12 protein-coding genes are annotated in these 16,240 nt (G+C 54.4%); 6 read left to right on the top strand and 6 right to left on the bottom strand.

What is annotated here, in order from left to right; genetic code table 11:
* Positions 1-1,210: DEAD/DEAH box helicase (locus QMG93_RS32240; RefSeq protein WP_281943874.1), on the bottom strand; the 1,210-nt coding region annotated here is incomplete at its 3' end.
* Positions 1,211-1,363: 153 nt separating this feature from the next.
* On the bottom strand, positions 1,364-2,077 hold the full coding sequence (locus tag QMG93_RS32245) for a YhcN/YlaJ family sporulation lipoprotein (protein WP_281943876.1): 714 nt from the start codon (positions 2,075-2,077) through the stop codon (positions 1,364-1,366).
* Positions 2,078-2,371: 294 nt separating this feature from the next.
* On the opposite strand from QMG93_RS32245, the gene coxB reads away from it, so the two are divergent.
* The 6 genes from coxB (at position 2,372) to QMG93_RS32275 (ending at position 7,693) form a co-directional block, all read left to right on the top strand.
* A complete protein-coding gene (coxB, locus tag QMG93_RS32250) occupies positions 2,372-3,379 on the top strand; it encodes a cytochrome c oxidase subunit II (protein ID WP_029191919.1) in 1,008 nt (335 codons plus the stop codon).
* A 69-nt stretch (positions 3,380-3,448) separates the two neighbouring features.
* Positions 3,449-5,260 (top strand): cytochrome c oxidase subunit I, encoded by a 1,812-nt coding sequence (gene ctaD, locus QMG93_RS32255; protein WP_174807020.1) that lies wholly within the window; start codon positions 3,449-3,451, stop codon positions 5,258-5,260.
* Positions 5,257-5,880, top strand: coding sequence for a cytochrome (ubi)quinol oxidase subunit III (locus QMG93_RS32260; RefSeq protein WP_281943879.1), 624 nt, complete (start codon positions 5,257-5,259; stop codon positions 5,878-5,880). The genes ctaD and QMG93_RS32260 overlap by 4 nt, the downstream gene beginning before the upstream one ends.
* Entirely contained in the window at positions 5,881-6,195 is a 315-nt protein-coding gene (locus QMG93_RS32265) for a cytochrome C oxidase subunit IV family protein (RefSeq protein ID WP_281943882.1), read from the top strand.
* A 120-nt stretch (positions 6,196-6,315) separates the two neighbouring features.
* Positions 6,316-7,185 carry a cytochrome c oxidase assembly protein gene (locus QMG93_RS32270; RefSeq protein WP_281943885.1) on the top strand — a complete coding sequence of 290 codons (870 nt, stop codon included), beginning with the start codon at positions 6,316-6,318 and terminating at the stop codon, positions 7,183-7,185.
* A 46-nt stretch (positions 7,186-7,231) separates the two neighbouring features.
* Positions 7,232-7,693 (top strand): DUF420 domain-containing protein, encoded by a 462-nt coding sequence (locus QMG93_RS32275; protein ID WP_281943887.1) that lies wholly within the window; start codon positions 7,232-7,234, stop codon positions 7,691-7,693.
* A 78-nt stretch (positions 7,694-7,771) separates the two neighbouring features.
* Here the strand turns inward: QMG93_RS32275 and QMG93_RS32280 are convergent, their stop codons facing one another.
* The 4 genes from QMG93_RS32280 to QMG93_RS32295 form a co-directional block, all read right to left on the bottom strand.
* Positions 7,772-8,458: a class I SAM-dependent methyltransferase gene (locus QMG93_RS32280; RefSeq protein ID WP_281943889.1), complete on the bottom strand. Its 687-nt coding sequence runs from the start codon at positions 8,456-8,458 to the stop codon at positions 7,772-7,774.
* An 84-nt stretch (positions 8,459-8,542) separates the two neighbouring features.
* Positions 8,543-9,454 (bottom strand): TIM barrel protein, encoded by a 912-nt coding sequence (locus tag QMG93_RS32285; RefSeq protein WP_281943891.1) that lies wholly within the window; start codon positions 9,452-9,454, stop codon positions 8,543-8,545.
* Between the two features lie 130 nt (positions 9,455-9,584).
* A complete protein-coding gene (locus QMG93_RS32290; protein ID WP_281943893.1) occupies positions 9,585-13,388 on the bottom strand; it encodes an immunoglobulin-like domain-containing protein in 3,804 nt (1,267 codons plus the stop codon).
* A gap of 134 nt (positions 13,389-13,522) precedes the next feature.
* The gene (locus QMG93_RS32295) at positions 13,523-16,099 is read right to left on the bottom strand and encodes a LuxR C-terminal-related transcriptional regulator (protein ID WP_281943895.1); all 2,577 of its coding nucleotides are present in this window, start codon (positions 16,097-16,099) and stop codon (positions 13,523-13,525) included.
* Positions 16,100-16,240: the final 141 nt, after the last annotated feature.

Here is a 16,240-nt window from a genome sequence, read left to right on the forward strand (position 1 = left end):
CGCCGCGCCGCCCGCGTGCCGCGCCCACTGCCGCATCCGCGTCGCCTCTGCGCCCGCGTACCGCGCCTTCACCCGTGTCGCCGCGCTCCGCCGCCGCTTTGCCCGACCGCTTCGCGATCGTCGCTTTAATGCCCCGCTCGATCTGCTCCAGATACATCGCATCCCGCTGCGCGGCAAACGTAAAGGCTTTTCCCGTCTGCCCTGCGCGTCCCGTCCGCCCGATGCGGTGAATGTAGCTTTCGGCATCGTGTGGGATGTCGTAGTTGAACACGTGCGTGATGCCTTCGACGTCGAGGCCGCGAGCCGCGATATCGGTCGCTACGAGCAGCTGGATTTTGGCCTCGCGAAACCGCTTCATGACCTGCTCGCGCTTCGCCTGCGTCAAGTCTCCGTGTAGCTCGTCGCAGGAATACCCGCGTTCCGCCAGCTCGTTCATCAGCTTGCTCGCTCGAAGCTTCGTACGGCAAAAAATCATCGCCAGATACGGATTCTCCTCGTCGATCAATTTACAGAGCGTTTCCAGCTTTCCACGGTCGGTAGTCTGAATCACGACCTGCTCGATTTCGTCCAGCGTCACGCGTTTCGATTTCACTTCGATTTCAACCGGCTGCCGCATGTACTCTTTGGCCAGCTGACGGATGCGCGGAGGCATCGTAGCCGAGAACAGCAGCGTCTGTCTGCGGCTTGGGGTCACCGAAATAATTTCCACGACCTCCGGCAGGAAGCCCATGTGCAGCATTTGATCCGCTTCGTCCAGCACAAGAACGGACAGCTTGTGAAGCTGCACCGTTTCCCGGCGCAAATGATCGAGGAGCCGTCCTGGCGTCGCTACAATAATATGTATATTTCCTTCCAGCTTGCGGATCTGGCGTTCGACATCCTGCCCCCCGTAAGCGGACAGCACGCGCAAGCCTTTGAGCGGAGCCCAGCGCTTGATTTCTTCCGTAATTTGAATGGCAAGCTCACGGGTCGGAGTAACGATCAGCGCCTGCACGTTCGGGTTGCCGGGATTGACGTTTTCCAGAATCGGCAGCGCAAAAGCCAGCGTTTTGCCCGTGCCGGTCTGTGCTTGAGCGATGATGTCGTGGCCGGCAAGCGCAACCGGAATCGCCTCGCTTTGGATCGGCGTCGGCTCGTTATATCCATGTTTTTGCATGGCCTCGGCCAAGTCGCTCCCGATCCCGAGCAGGGCAAAATTATTTTTCTTCATTATATTATCTCCTCGTAATTCGAATTATTCTTCTAAGAGAACCTTCAATTATAAATGCAATTCTACAGGAACCGACGGCAAAAAGAAACTGCACGGGGCTGAAATAAGCCGGGTGCAGCCTGCTTTCCGCTGAAGCGATGACGGGACTGGGTCTCAATATTCCCGGCCGTTCCCTTCCGCTTGATTCGGGACCGTAACGCCCGTACCGAACGTCTGTTCCATCATTTCCGCGAATTGGGCGCGGTACGGCTCCAGGCTTCTTCCGCTCCAACTGTCCTGCGCCATCCGGTTGAACGCGTTGACGACAACGCGGTTGGCCGAAATATAGACGTCATGTACCGTCGGCTGATTCAGGCGAATTTTTTCCGCGATCTTCTGCTTGAACAAATGCGACAAATGCTCATGGTGCATTTCCGTCTCGCCGCCGCTGCCACCGCTGATCAATTGGTCCGGCGGGGCATAATCGTTTTGATCTCCGTACGTGCTGTACAACCCTTTGACCAAACCGTAATTATTGGTTTCCGTTCCCGCGACGTCGCCTCCCCGCGTCCCGCTGGCGGTGCTGTCCATCGTGATGGCGACATAGGCGGTGCTATCGCCCATCATGACGATCGCGCTGCTGACCCCGTCCATCGCGGCCACTTGATCGGACAAATGTTGATTCATCTCCAGTTTGGTTACTTTGTGGGAAACGGGGGCATACTGCTGCTGAGTTTGATAAGCGCGCGACGTATCTTGCCTTGGCATATCCCGCTTGCTGCCGTAATTCTGGGCGCTGTTGTAATCGTACCATGAAAAGCAGCCGGTCATCGTCATCGCGAGGCCCAAGGCGGCCGCCGATCCGATCCATCGGAAATAACGCATCATGAGTGCCCTCCTTTGAAAATCTCCTTCTTAGGATTGATTATCGGGGACGAATTATGCGCAGGAAAGCGAGGTCCAAATGATGCATAAAAACACCGCTATATGGAAATAACCAAGTAGAGGCGAAAACGCTTAATCCCTAGCAAATAAAGAGTTCCGAACAATTTGTGAACTTCTTCAGATTCATTGACAAAAAACGGGTCCGAATTTATAGTTAATATGGTGATTAGGTTCATTGACAAGTTATGACCTATGTTGATCGAAAAATATTTGCTTTATAAGGTGGGATTGATTAAGATGATTCGATGGCAAAATCTGTGGCGGTTCATCCCTCTTTTTGGGTTGATGATGTTGCTGTTAACGGGGTGTGGAGACCAGACGATTTCCGCCTTAAAGCCAAGGGGGCCGGTCGCCAGAGATCAGCTGTTCCTCATGAAGCTCAGCTTCGGGATCATGCTTCTGGTTGTCGTGGTCGTTTTTGTACTTTATTTGTACGTCTTGGTCCGCTTCAGAAAGAAAAAAGGCGACAAAGACATCATTCCGAAACAGGTGGAAGGAAGCCATACGCTGGAGATTATTTGGACGGTTATTCCGATCATATTGCTCCTCATTTTGGCCGTTCCTACCGTACAGTACACATTCAAACTTTTGGAAGACCACAGAGACAACAAAGAAGCGCTGCATGTTAAAGTGACGGCTCACGCCTTCTGGTGGCAATTCGAATATCCGGAGTTGGGGATCGCAACAGCCCAAGACTTAGTCATTCCGACAAACAAAAAGATCGCCTTCGAATTAACCGCTTCCGATGTGAAGCACTCCTTCTGGGTTCCGTCGCTCGGCGGTAAAATGGACACGAACCCGGGTAACACCAACGTATACTACTTGCAAGCAGACGAAGTAGATGTCTTCAAAGGAAAGTGCGCGGAGCTCTGCGGCGCCTCTCACTCCTTGATGGACTTTAAAGTGAAATCGATGGATCAAGCCGATTTCGATCAATGGGTCGCCAAAATGAAAACGCCTGCTTCCGTTCCGGCCGATGCTCAAAAAGGCGAACAGATCTTCAAAGACAACTGTTTGTCCTGTCACGCGGTTAACGCACAGGGACTCGGCGCGGGTCCTAACTTGAACGGCTTTGCTTCCCGTGAGCTCGTTGCTGGCATTTTGCCGCACAACGATGAAAGTTTGAAGCAGTGGATTTCCGATCCTCAATCGGTGAAACCGGGCAACAAAATGCCTCAAGTCGGATTGAAGGACGACCAAATCAATGATGTAATCAAATACTTGAATTCGTTGAAGTTAAAGTAACGAGCATCGCGGAAAAAGGAGGTTTATACGGTGGCTCACGGACACACGGCAAAACGGTACACTGGGCTGATGGATTGGCTTACCACGGTGGACCATAAAAAGATCGGAATTTTATATTTGATCGCGGGCGGGATCTTCTTCCTGATGGGCGGCATTGAGGCCATCTTGATCCGGATTCAGCTGCTTTACCCCGATCAGAAAATCTTCTTCGGAGATACGTTTAACCAATTAACAACCATGCACGGTACGACGATGATCTTCCTTGCGGCGATGCCGGTCATCTTCTGTTTTATGAATGCGATCGTACCGCTTCAGATCGGAGCTCGCGACGTAGCGTTCCCGTTCGTGAACGCACTGGGCTTCTGGTTGTTCTTCTTCGGCGGCTTGCTGCTGAACACCTCGTGGTTTCTTGGCGGCGCGCCGGCAGCGGGCTGGACGGCTTACCCGCCGCTTGCAGGCATCATTGACCCAACCGGGGTATTCAAGGGCGTAGACTTCTACGTTCTCGGCTTGCAGATCGCAGGTCTCGGTACGCTGATCGGGGGGATTAACTTCCTCGTTACGATCATCAACATGCGTGCGCCAGGCATGACTTACATGAGAATGCCAATGTTTACTTGGGCCGCGTTCATTACTTCTTTGCTCATTCTTTTCGCTTTCCCGGCCATTACGGTAGGCCTTGTCGAATTGATGTTCGACCGGATTTTTAGCGGCGCTTTCTTCGATGTGGCGAAGGGCGGTAACCCGGTACTGTGGGAACACCTTTTCTGGATTTTCGGGCACCCCGAAGTTTACATCTTGATTTTGCCAGCGTTCGGTATCATTTCGGATATCGTGTCGACGTTCTCGAAAAAGCGTTTGTTCGGATATAGCTCCATGGTATTCGCTACGGCTCTTATCGGATTTTTGGGCTTCATGGTATGGGCTCACCATATGTTTACGACAGGGATCGGTCCTGTCGGGGATGCGATCTTCGGGGTTGCTACGATGGCGATCGCGGTACCGACCGGGGTTAAAATCTTCAACTGGCTGTTTACGCTGTGGGGCGGTCAAATCCGCTTTACGACGGCTAACATTTTCGCAACGGCATTTATTCCGACGTTCGTTATGGGTGGTGTAACCGGGGTTATGCTTGCCGTACCGGCAGCTGACTTCCAATATCACGATACGTACTTCGTCGTAGCTCACTTCCACTACGTTATCGTCGGTGGTCTTGTCCTCGCGTTGTTCGCAGCTTCGTACTACTGGTGGCCGAAAATGTTCGGCCGCATGCTGAACGAAACGCTTGGTAAAATTCATTTCTGGACTTTCTTTATCGGGTTCCATATGACGTTCTTCCCGCAGCACTTCTTGGGCTTGATGGGGATGCCACGCCGCGTGTTTACGTATCAGCCGGGCGTCGGGCTTGAACAAGGGAACTTTATCAGTACCATCGGCGCATTCCTGATGGGAATCGGGACGATCGTCTTCCTGATCAACTGCTTCTCTTCGCTGAGAAAACCGGTTACGGCTCCTGCAGATCCGTGGGACGGACGTACGCTGGAGTGGACGATTCCTTCGCCGCCGCCGGAGTACAACTTCAAGCAAACGCCTCTGGTTCGCGGATACGATGCATTCTGGAAAGAGAAAATGGCAGGCAACAAAGAAATGACGCCGGCCGAACCGATCGGTTCGATTCATATGCCGTCGCCATCGATTCTGCCAATTCTGATGTCTATCGGTTTGTTTATTGCAGGGTACGGCTTTATGTACCATACGTATATTGTTAGTATCCTCGGTATCGGCATGACGTTAATCTGCATGTTCTTCCGTTCCGTCTACGATGATCATGGATTCCATATCGAGCCGGAGGAATTAAACGATAAGGGGGCGAAGGCATGAGTGCAGCACATCATGAAGCAGGCGGCGCTTTGCCACCTCACGCAGAAACGGCAACTTTAGAAGGCAAAAATAAAGTTTTGGGCTTCTGGCTGTTCCTTGGCGGCGAGTGCGTACTCTTCGGTTCGCTCTTCGCCTCCTTCATCGCACTTCGCAACCAAGTGCCGGACGGCCCGACGGCTCAGCATTTGTTCACGCTTGATTTGGTCGCACTGTCGACATTCATTTTGCTTACCAGTTCTTTGACCAGCGTGTTCGCCACCATGGCGCTGCACCGCAATCAGTTCCAAAAGCTTCAAGCCTGGATGGCCGTTACCGTATTGCTCGGTCTCGCCTTCCTGGGCCTTGAAATTTACGAGTTCGTACACTATGTCAACGAAGGTCATACGTTCTCGAAAAGCGCGTTCGCTACCTCCTTCTATACGTTGGTAGGCTTCCATGGCGCTCACGTGGCTTTCGGTGTCCTGTGGATCTCGCTTTTGATCATCAACGGCTTCAAAAAAGGCTTGACTGTAGTTACGGCGCCCAAATATTACGTCGCCGGCTTATACTGGCACTTTATCGACGTCATTTGGGTATTCATCTTTACGGTCGTATACCTGATGGGGAAGGTGGGTCCATAAATGAGCAACCAACACCATTCGTCGTCTGCCGGTGATCGTCATCGTTTGGAAGGTCCGAAGAATCACTACATCTCGTACATTATCTCCATCGTGCTCACGATGCTGGCATTTGCCGTCGTGCTGTACGGCGGGTTGGACCGTTCGTTTATCTTGTTCTTTATCGTCGGATTGGCGATTGTACAGATTATAATCCAATTGGCTTACTGGATGCATATGAAAGACCGGGGACATTTCTTCCCGATTGTCGGATTGGCATTCGGCGCGTTTATCGCATTAACCGCGGTTATCATGGCCGTATATTGGGTTTGGTGGTAGGATAGAGGAGAGAGGAGGCTGCGTACGTAAGCCCCTCTCTTTTGCGTAACGGCAGACATTTTCACCGTTTCGACACAATTCCCGGCACAAGAACCGGGTTGGGAAAGGAGCATAATCGTCTTGGACCCTACGATGTCCCATGGAGGGCATGAAACCGGCCCTACGTTTGCTGCATTATGGAGCCCCGGTTTCTTGCTGCTGTTGATTGTTGTCGGTGTATTATATACGCTCGCGGTAGGCCGTTGGCGTAAAGATTTTGCGGATAGTGAGCCCGTCACATTGAAACAAAAGCTGTGGTTCTGGCTCGGACTGGCTTTATGGTACGCGGCGGAAGGCAGCCCGCTTTCCTATTACGGCCATCACTACTTTTTCAGCGTTCATATGTTCCAGCAGTCGATTTTGTATCTGGTCATGCCGCCGTGTTTGCTGCTTGGGCTGCCGGGGTGGCTGCTGCGTCCCGCGTTGAAAGGTCAAATGGCCAAACGGATTATGCGTTTCTTGACGAATCCGCTGCTGTCGCTATTTGTATTTAACTTCATCTTCTCTATGTATCACATTCCGATGATCATGGATGCTTTGATGGCCAATGCCGCAGCGCTGTTCGTTTATAAAATCTTTTTCCTGTTGGCCGCCTTCCAAATGTGGTTCCCGGTGTTTTGCCCGTTGCCGGAATACAACAGCATGTCCGAGATGAAACGGATGGCGTACATTTTCGTGAACGGGATTTTGCTGACACCGGCCTGTGCGTTGATTATTTTCGCCAGAGATCCGATGTATGCGATGTACTCGGCCGTTCCGGAGCAGCTCTTGCTGCTGCCGATGCTCGACGATCAGCAGCTTGGCGGCGTCATCATGAAGATCGTCCAGGAGATTGTATATGGCATGGCATTGGGCTTTACCTTTTTCCGTTGGTATCGGAGGGAGCGCAAGCAGGATGACGAGCTGCCCGATGAGCCTTATTTTCCGGCAGGGAGCGCCAATCGGGCCTAATGGGCATGGTTGAATGTTTATTGCAAAGTGAACGGGTGGGGTACACGTGAAAATAGCGATTTTGCCAACGATCAGTACGTCTTTTATTGTAATTAGCGCCGTCTTTGTCGCGTTCGGCTGGTACCATATTGTGAAGGGGAACCGGGAAACGCACCAAAAGCTGATGCTTTGGGGCTCGGGATTTGCGCTGGCGTTCTTTCTGATTTATGCTAGCCGGACGATCTTTATCGGCAACACGTCCTTCGGCGGACCGGAGAATTTGAAGCTGGCTTATCATCTGTTTTTGTTTTTCCATATTACGCTCGCGACGCTCGCAGGTGTTTTCGGTATCGTCACGTTGCTGTATGCGTTCAATAAGAGGTTTGCCAAGCACCGCAAAATCGGCCGTTGGACGGCAGTCATGTGGCTGCTGACGGCGCCGACGGGTGTGGCCGTGTACATTTTGCTCTATCTATTGTACCCGGGCGGGGATACGAAGCCGATGATTGATGCGATTTTAGGGCTCTAGGCCGTTGTTGACTAAGAAGAGGCTGTTTGCCGAGTGGTGATGCTCGGGTGAACAGCCTCTTTGCTATGCAGGGAGCGCTTAATAATGCTTGAACCAGATGCCAGCGCATTCAGGAACGGACGTCGAGCCTTTTGCGACGACTTGGGAAGCCAGTTCATCGCCGAAGAAAAAGCGGGTTAGTTCTTCCGCTTCACTCAGGCTCTCGAATGTATAATCCGAGCGAATCCATTGGTGGGTAAAGCCATACTGCCGCTCCAAAGCCGCATAATATTCCAAGAGAAAATCGGGCGGATTCGGCGTTTCGAAGCCTGTGCCCATCGTTTCGAAGATGATCACGGTTCCGCCGGGACGAAGCACCCGGTTTATTTCCTGCTGAATGCGCTCCAGGTTGGACGTCCACAGCGGATCGTTGCTGTTCGTCAAGTAGCACAGGCTCCAACCGGAAACGATCAAGTCCGCGCTGGCGTCCGGCAAGGGCAGCTCGCGGTGATCCGCGACGACTGTGTGCAGGCGGGGACGGTCCGCTTCAGGGATGCGCTCCTTCAAGACGTCCAGCATCGCGGCGGATGCATCGGTTGCCGTCAGCGACCGCGCTTGTCCGATCAAGGCGGACGTTAACCTGCCGCTTCCGGCGCCCAGATCGACGATGTCGAGACCTGCGAACGGCTTGATGGAATGCACGATATGCGTTAATTCGGGTTGCTTGCTGATTAAGCGGTCGTAGCGCCCCGCTTGCTCGGCATAAATTTGATCATGATTTGGCATAAGTACCTCTCCTTCATCGTATGTCGGTGCACCGATAGCGTACACCTTTCCGTTACGTGAAGGTCAAGGGGGCATTCATTTCGCTTAGGCCGGGTCGGATTTCTTCAGAGAGGTTTGTAACAACCGTTTCGTTCGGGCATAAAGCTCAAGCAGCCGATTGCGGTCAATGAGATTTGCGTGATGCTCAAAGGTTACGTGAAACCGTTCGTTCCGCTGCGCTAGGTAGGCGAGATAGGCGTAGGCGTTCCCGAAGCGGTCGTCATCGTCTTGCTCCGGCAGAACGGGAAGGTGATGAATGAACCGGTCTGCTTCGTACCGGACGTTGCTGTAATGGACCAAATAAACATACGGCGCCACGGCTTCGAGCCAGCGCATCGGCTCGACATTGTGAAATGCTCTTGCGGAAATATCCAGCCGGGACGTATCCACGACCAGCCCAATCTCCGGATGCTCCCGGAACATCGTCGTAAGCAGCTCCTCATGCTCTCCCCAAAAATCATGCTCCAATACGATACGCTGCCCATACCTGTATTGAAGGCCGCAAAGCGCATCAAACAATCGGAGGGAGATGTCCCTAAGCTGAGCCGCATCAATCTGATCGGTCTCATAACGTTCGTCCGGCCTCGGCATGTTGGTGTAAACCTGCTTCGTTTCCAATGGGAATATCGGCACGAAAGGATAATGAAACAAAATATAATCGGCACCATATTGTGCTGCTGTACGGACTTCACGTTCTACGCGGCGCAAGGCTTCTTCTCGCTCCTCGCGGTCTATGGAAGTAACCCGCGGCAGCCTGTACGACTGTCCGCCGAAAACCGGCGTATGAATGCCAAAGGAAAGACCCTTCTCTTTACAGACTTTCGTTGTATACAATAAGCTTTCGTTATCGCGATATTGGCAAATTTCAATACCGCCAATCGCATCGGAACCGAAACGTTCCATATCCTCTTCGCTGAATGCATGCCACATGCCAATCTGCAATCTTCTTCGGCTCATGCCCCGATCTCCTTATGATTGGTAGAATGATAGGTTCTGCATATTTTACCATTTTTCAAGGTTGTTTCCCAATCGCCAGATAAAAATGGCCTTCACCGTCGAGAGGGCGGCGAAAGCCATTCGTGGAACGTTATTCGTTAATAAAATGCAAATATTGCAGCATTCGTTTCAGCATGACGGCGCTTTGAGCGCGGGTTGCCCGCTCCTGGGGACCGAAGGTTGTTTCGGTCGTTCCTTGGATTATACCTGCCGCATAAAGCTGAGCAGCAGCTTGCTTGGCCCAGTCCGCAATGCCTGTAGCGTCGTCGAACCGATCAAGTACGACCAAGTTCGTTTGAGGAGCTTTCCCGGCGAATTTCAGGGCCCGCGCAATCATGGCCGCCATTTCCACGCGGGTAATGGTTTCGTTCGGCCGGAAGGTTCCGTCTTCGTATCCGTTGATCCATCCCGCTTTCTGCGCTGTTCCTACTGTTCCGGCATACCAATCAGTGGTCTCGATATCCGTAAACGGGAGGGATTTCTTTTCTTCGGCGAGCCCGAGCGAACGCACCAGCAGAGACGCGAATTCGGCACGGGTAATTGGAACGTCCGGGACAAACGCATCCACAGTCACCCCTTCGGCAATGCGTTTGTTCGCCAGCCGCTCGATATCCGCTTGCGCCCAATGGCCTCTCAAGTCCGCGAACGATTGATTCGATTGAATAACCGTCACCATGCCGTTACGCGGAGAGAAGATGGTTGCCATGTTCTCTCCGCCATGACTTGTAAATATGGACGGGATAAAATGTACCTGGTTGATCGCATCTACCCAAACTGCCGTTGCTTTGCCCGAGTCCGCGGTGGAGTGCAGGGACAATGTCCGGGCCGTGTAGCTTCCATTGAAATCCGTGATTTCTTTCCCGTTGGAAAGTACTGAGAAACGAACCGGGTTATCAAGCAGCGGCTGCGCGCCTTGCCTTTGTACTGCGGCATTGACGGCGGCGCTTGTCGCATTAGATGCTTTGGCTATCGCGATGGTGATGATTGCATCCTTCGGTTCATTCGCCAACAGGCTGAGCGGAAGTCTGTAGCTTGCTCCTGCAGCCTTGATTTGCACGAATGCACCCGGTTGTTTGGCTAACGTCTCCAGAAGCGGCGCCGCTGGCAATTCCGTCTTGATGACCGGCTCGCCGTTCATGATCTCAATGACGACCTCCGGCCTGGCTGCGAAAGCTGCTGTCAATGGCTCTCCAGGCAAGGCGACTCGCAGAACGGATTGGCCTTCGCTGGACGTTTCTTTTGCCGCTTTTGCATCCGTCTCTTTGCCATTGATTCTGACGCTCACCGTTATCGTCGTCTTGTCCTTGGGTTCAGGCGGTACAGGTGAAGCAGAACCGCCGGAATCTCCGGAGCTGCCGGAATCTCCCGAGTGTCCGGATTCGCTTGCGCCAACGACCGTGACGGTTCGAGTCACCTCGGCTGCGGCAAGGCCGGTCGGGTTTTGGACGTTGTAACGCAGTGTATAGACGCCGGGCGTCTGCGTGTTCACGGCTCCGGTTACCGTTATTTGACCGGAAAGGTCTCCATAGTAAGTATCCTTCGCCTGTGCTCCGGGATCGGTGAAGGATTCGCCAGCTTTCGTACTCATCGCAGACGGGCCCAGCAGAGTAATCACCGGGGGGGCGATGACAACTACCGCCCGGGTTACCGGCACAGCGTCATTAAGCGAGCGGTCCGTTGCGTGGTACTCTAACGTATAGGAGCCCGGACGGCTCGTATCCACGCTTCCCTTAGCGGTGATCGAGGAAGAAACGTCGCCGTCATAGCCGTCCTGCGCCTTTGCACCGGGATCGTTGAAGGAACCACCGACTCCAACGATCAGCGGATTGTTACCCAGCAGCGTTAACACGGGTGGCTGCGTGTCCTTCACGTAGACGGTGCGCGTCACGGTTGGCGCTGCATGTTGGAAACGGTCCATTGCGTTATAATCGAGCCGATAGACGCCCAGGCGGCTGGTATCTACGGTTCCCGTTACGGTAATCGACGGGGTAATGTCGTTATCCAGCACGTCTATAGCCGTTGCGCCGGGGTCCGTAAACGTACCTTTTGCTTCGACAGTCATCGTGCCGGGCCCCTTCAAATAAATGGCAGGTCCGTTTTTGACATACACGCTGCGGGTAACGGTGGAGGCGTTCCCTGCATGGTCGGTGACGCGATAGCGAACCTCGTAAGCTCCCGGACTGGCGGTATCCACATCTCCCGAGGTCACAATAGTAGCAGCCGGGAGATCGCCGTCGATCGCGTCCCTTGCCGTCGCGCCCGGTTCCATATAAGGCTTACCTACCGGGACATACATCGGATTGCTGCCGTTCATCACGATCTCTGGGGCCGTGTTATCGAGAAGGAAAGGACCCGCGATCCGATCGGTCGTATTCCCGGCCCGATCGGCGACGCGAACGTGCAAATACCATTTGCCGTCCCCGCCTGCTTGCTTCAGCGTATCTCCGGTTGTGAAAGGCGCCCAGCCGTCGGCAGGCACGGCCAAGGACGGCGTCCAAGCGTATTGAAGAGAAGCGGGAGCGACACCGCTCTCCGTATCTTCAACCGTCACCATGGCGGTAGCCGACTTCGCCGATGAATTGTTACCGTTCGGGCTGAATGTTACAACGGGGGCCGTGGCATCTTTCAGAATCCGGATTGTGTAGATTTTTCCCGGCAAAAGAAAAGGCTCGACACGAACCGGTATGTCGGTCGATGCCCCGGTTACGGGAACGGCCGTCTCACCGCCGTTGGATTGCAATTCATCATTGATATATAAGGCTCCGTTGGTCGAATCGGCGAGCGTCGCCGTCAGATGGACCTTGGAAACGGATGGCCCGACATAGGCATACGTATATTCCGTGACCGAAGGCTGGAACGGTGGGTTGATGGGTCCCTCCTGCAAAGTTAACCCCCTCAGGTCCGCGCTGCCCGGCGCTTTCGTCTGCCCCTCCGAATTCCATCCCCAGCCGACGACCGTGCCGTCCGATTTCAAAGCGAGCGAATGATATTGGCCCGCCGCGATCGCTACGACTCCGTTCAGTCCCGGCGGTACGTCGCTTTGTCCAAACACGTTCCCTCCCCAAGCGACGACGGTCCCATCCGACTTGAGCGCCAGCGAATGTGTCCTTCCGGCTGCAATCGCCAAGACCCCATTCAGCCCGGGCGGTACGTCCGTTTGGCGGCTGTCGTTCATTCCCCAAGCGATGACGGTACCGTCTGCCTTCAGTGCCAGCGAATGATAAAATTTCGTGGCAATCGCCGTCACCTGGTTTAACCCGGTCGGCACGTCGGTTTGCCCGGAATCGTTGTTTCCCCAGGCGACGACCGTGCCGTCTCCCTTCAAGGCCAGCGAATGATACAGCCCTCCCGCAACCGCAATCACATCGTTTAGCCCGGCCGGTACATTCGCTTGTCCTTTTTCGTTATCCCCCCAGGCGATGACGGTCCGGTCCGGTTTCACGGCCATCGAATGGGATACTCCCGCTGCGATCGCCGTCGCTTTATTAAGTCCGGGCGGTACGCTGGCTTGCCCGTGAGAATTTTCACCCCAAGCGATGACGGTCCCGTCGGCTTTCAACGCCAGCGAATGCACCGCCCCGCCGTCGATCGCCACGACGTCATTCAGGCCTTCGGGTACCCGCGAATAGCTCATCCCGTTATTTCCCCAAGCGACCGCGGTTCTGTCCGATTTTATGGCGAACGAATGGAACAATCCGGCGGCGACATGCTTCCCTTTAACCGGGGAAACTGCCAAGCCCGCAGACGCGTTCGTTTGCCCGCCGGGAACGGAAGTCAGCAGCACGACAAAAAGCAGAGCCGTGCGAAGCGTCTTCTGCCATTTCATCGTTCGCATGAACTCTCCTCTCCGTGCCGCAGCGAAACGTTTTTTTTCTTCGGCTGCTGCCTCTGCCATCCGGCCAACTCCTGAGCTTTGCATCACCTTGGTGCTCCTTCCGTTAGCTTCTTATCCACGTTAAAGCATAGCGGATTCAGCCCAAAATAAAATCTAACCCCGGTTATAGACGAGGTTAGATTTTACGGGTGGATTTATTCCAGCATTTCCTTGCCACGGCGGATCGCTTCGATCCGGTTTTTGACTTGAAGCTTGCCGTAAATATGGTTAACATGCGTCTTCAGCGTGCCCATCCCGATCGTTAACGCATCCGCAATCGCTTGATTATCCATGCCCTCCATCATACAGCGAAAAATGGCCAGCTCCCGCTTCGTCAGCAGCCGTTCCAGCCGGTCCAATCCGTCCGCAGATTTGCCGATTCCCGGTGCCGTTTCGCCGAAGCAGGAAAGCACCCGCTGGACGAAATGGAGGGACGGCCCCTCGTTTTCCCGCACATGACCCTTGCGCCGCATGCGGATATACGTCATCAGCAGCTCGGCGACCGGATTGCCACGGTCTGCGAACACGCGGATATATTCGTCCGGCTCGGCGTATTTCAGAGCCTGTTCCAACGTTAAGACGGCCATTTCCGTCTTGCCGAGCTTGTGCCCAAGCAGCGCCTGCAGCACTTGAAGCTCTAAGGCATCCATAGGCCGATGCCCCTTAACGGCTATCGCAAGCAGCCTATCCGACAGCGCCCACGCCTCCTCATAATGCTCTTCGCCCATCAAGACCCGGACTAGGAACGTATAAGGAAACAGTTGAAAAATAGAGACCGGGTCGTGCGCCCCGAGCGCGTACTTGTTCTTCCACTTTATCGCCGCGGAAGCATCGCCCAGTTCCAGCCGCAGCCCAGCCAGCTCCGCCTCGATGAATAGCGGCACGCCGGCGGCCCGGTCGTCGGCTGCCTTTTTGCCGGCGGCTTCAAGCCATTGCTCCGCGCCTTGCCAGTCTCCTTTGGCCCTGGAAATCCGCGACAAATACAGATAAGCGGGCAAGTACACTTTTTCCGGCTGGTGCCGGCTGTGCACGTTCTCCTGCAGCCCCAGCTTAAAATGCTCCTCCGCTTCCTCCAGCTCATTGCGCTCGTAAAGCAGCTCGCCGTAGCAGACGAGCGCGGTATCGTGCACGCCCGTCGGCGTTAGAAATTCGATCATACTCCGGAAAAAAGGGTCCGCCACCTCTCGTGGCAAATGCTTTCCGCGCTTGCCGTTGTACGATCGGAAGATCGAGGGGGATAGCGGCATATGGGGCGGGGCAAGCAGCAGGTCCGGACCCTCCGGACTGTACCGGAGAGACAAGCGGATGTATTCCAGCCCTTTGACGACATCGATATCGTATTGCGTGGCCTTCGAATTTCTCAAATAGTACAGGTTCCCCAGAAAACGATGCCGCTCCTCTTGCGTCCAAGTCCCGGAGGAAGCCTGGAACCGCTCTTCCGCGGACTGCAAATAGCTCTCGGCCAGCAAAGGCTCATTATCCCATAGCAGCGATAAAATATACGAAAAATACAAATAGCGGTGCTCCCACAGGATAGCTTCCGGAATGAGCGACAGCCAGTGGCGCAGGGTCGAAAATTCTCTCTTGACCATGATCGCTTTCATTTGTTCCAGCAGCCCGACCGCTTCGGAAAAATGCCGCCCCGCCAAATAATAGTCCACGGCATCCTCTTGGAAGCCGTGCTCCGCGCACCAGGCGCCCGCCGCCTTGTACGCTTCCCGGACTTTGCCGGGCTCCCGCTCAAGCCACCGCCGCTGGAGAAAATCGGCGAACAGATGATGGAAACGAAACCACTCCTTGTGTGTGTCCAGCGGCATTAAAAACAGTCCCGCGCGGGCAAATTGCTCCAGCTTGGTCCGGCTGTCGGCGTCCCCCGAAACCGCTTGGCATAGCGGCCCGCACAGCCGCTGGAGAATGGAGCATTTGCTCAAGAAAGCTTGTGCGGAAGGCTCCAGCGCTTCGAACACTTCCTCAAGCAAATATTGCCCGATCCGGCTGCTGTCTCCCGACAAGTCTTGCATCAAAAGCCCCGGCTTCATTTTGCCCATAGAGAGAGCCGCCAGCTTCAAGCCTGTCGCCCAGCCCTCCGTCCGCCGGACAAGCAGCTCGAGCTGCTCTTGCGGGCAGAAGGTCATGCCCTCCTGCAAACGGAGCAGCTCCGCCGCCTCCTGCGCATCGAACCGCAGGTCGTCGGTATCGAGCTGCACGGCCCACCCACGGCTGAACTGTCGTGCTTTGGCGAAGGGCACCTCCTCCCGGCTCGTGACATACAGATGAACATGAGCAGGCAAATAGTCGAGGAGAAAAGCCAGCGAAGCGTGGATGTTCGGATCGCGAATGACGTGATAATCGTCCAGGACGAATGCCAGCTTGCCCTGCATTCCGTTCAGCTCATTGAGAAACGGCACAAGGAAGGGCTCGCAGCTTCCCGGAGTCAGCGACTCCAAGGCCGGTGTGACCCGCTGCGCGAAGCCTTGGCAGACCCGGTCGATCGCCCAAGCGGCGTAATGCCAGAACCGGAAAATGTCGTTGTCTCCCGCATCCAACGACAGCCATCCGACAGGCAATCCGGTCTGCTGAACCCACACGCCCGCCAGCGTGGACTTTCCGTAGCCTGCAGGGGCCGTAATGAAGGTTGCTTTGCGCTGCAAGCCTTCTTGAAGCCGCATCGTCAAGCGGGGACGCGGCACAAGGGCTGCCGGAAGGGGAGGTCTATGCAGTTTCGTGTTCAAGAGGACCGGTTCCAACAGCAATCACCCGTTTCTTTATTAAGCGTTGTTTCTATTATAGCGAGGTGTATTTCCAGGCGACAATGGAATATTGAAATTTTCCTGTGGGCAAAAAAGTTTTCCGTGTACAAAACTATTCCGTTA

It is taken from the genome of Paenibacillus tyrphae (genome assembly GCF_027925525.1).
Classification (GTDB): domain Bacteria; phylum Bacillota; class Bacilli; order Paenibacillales; family NBRC-103111; genus Paenibacillus_G; species Paenibacillus_G tyrfis_B.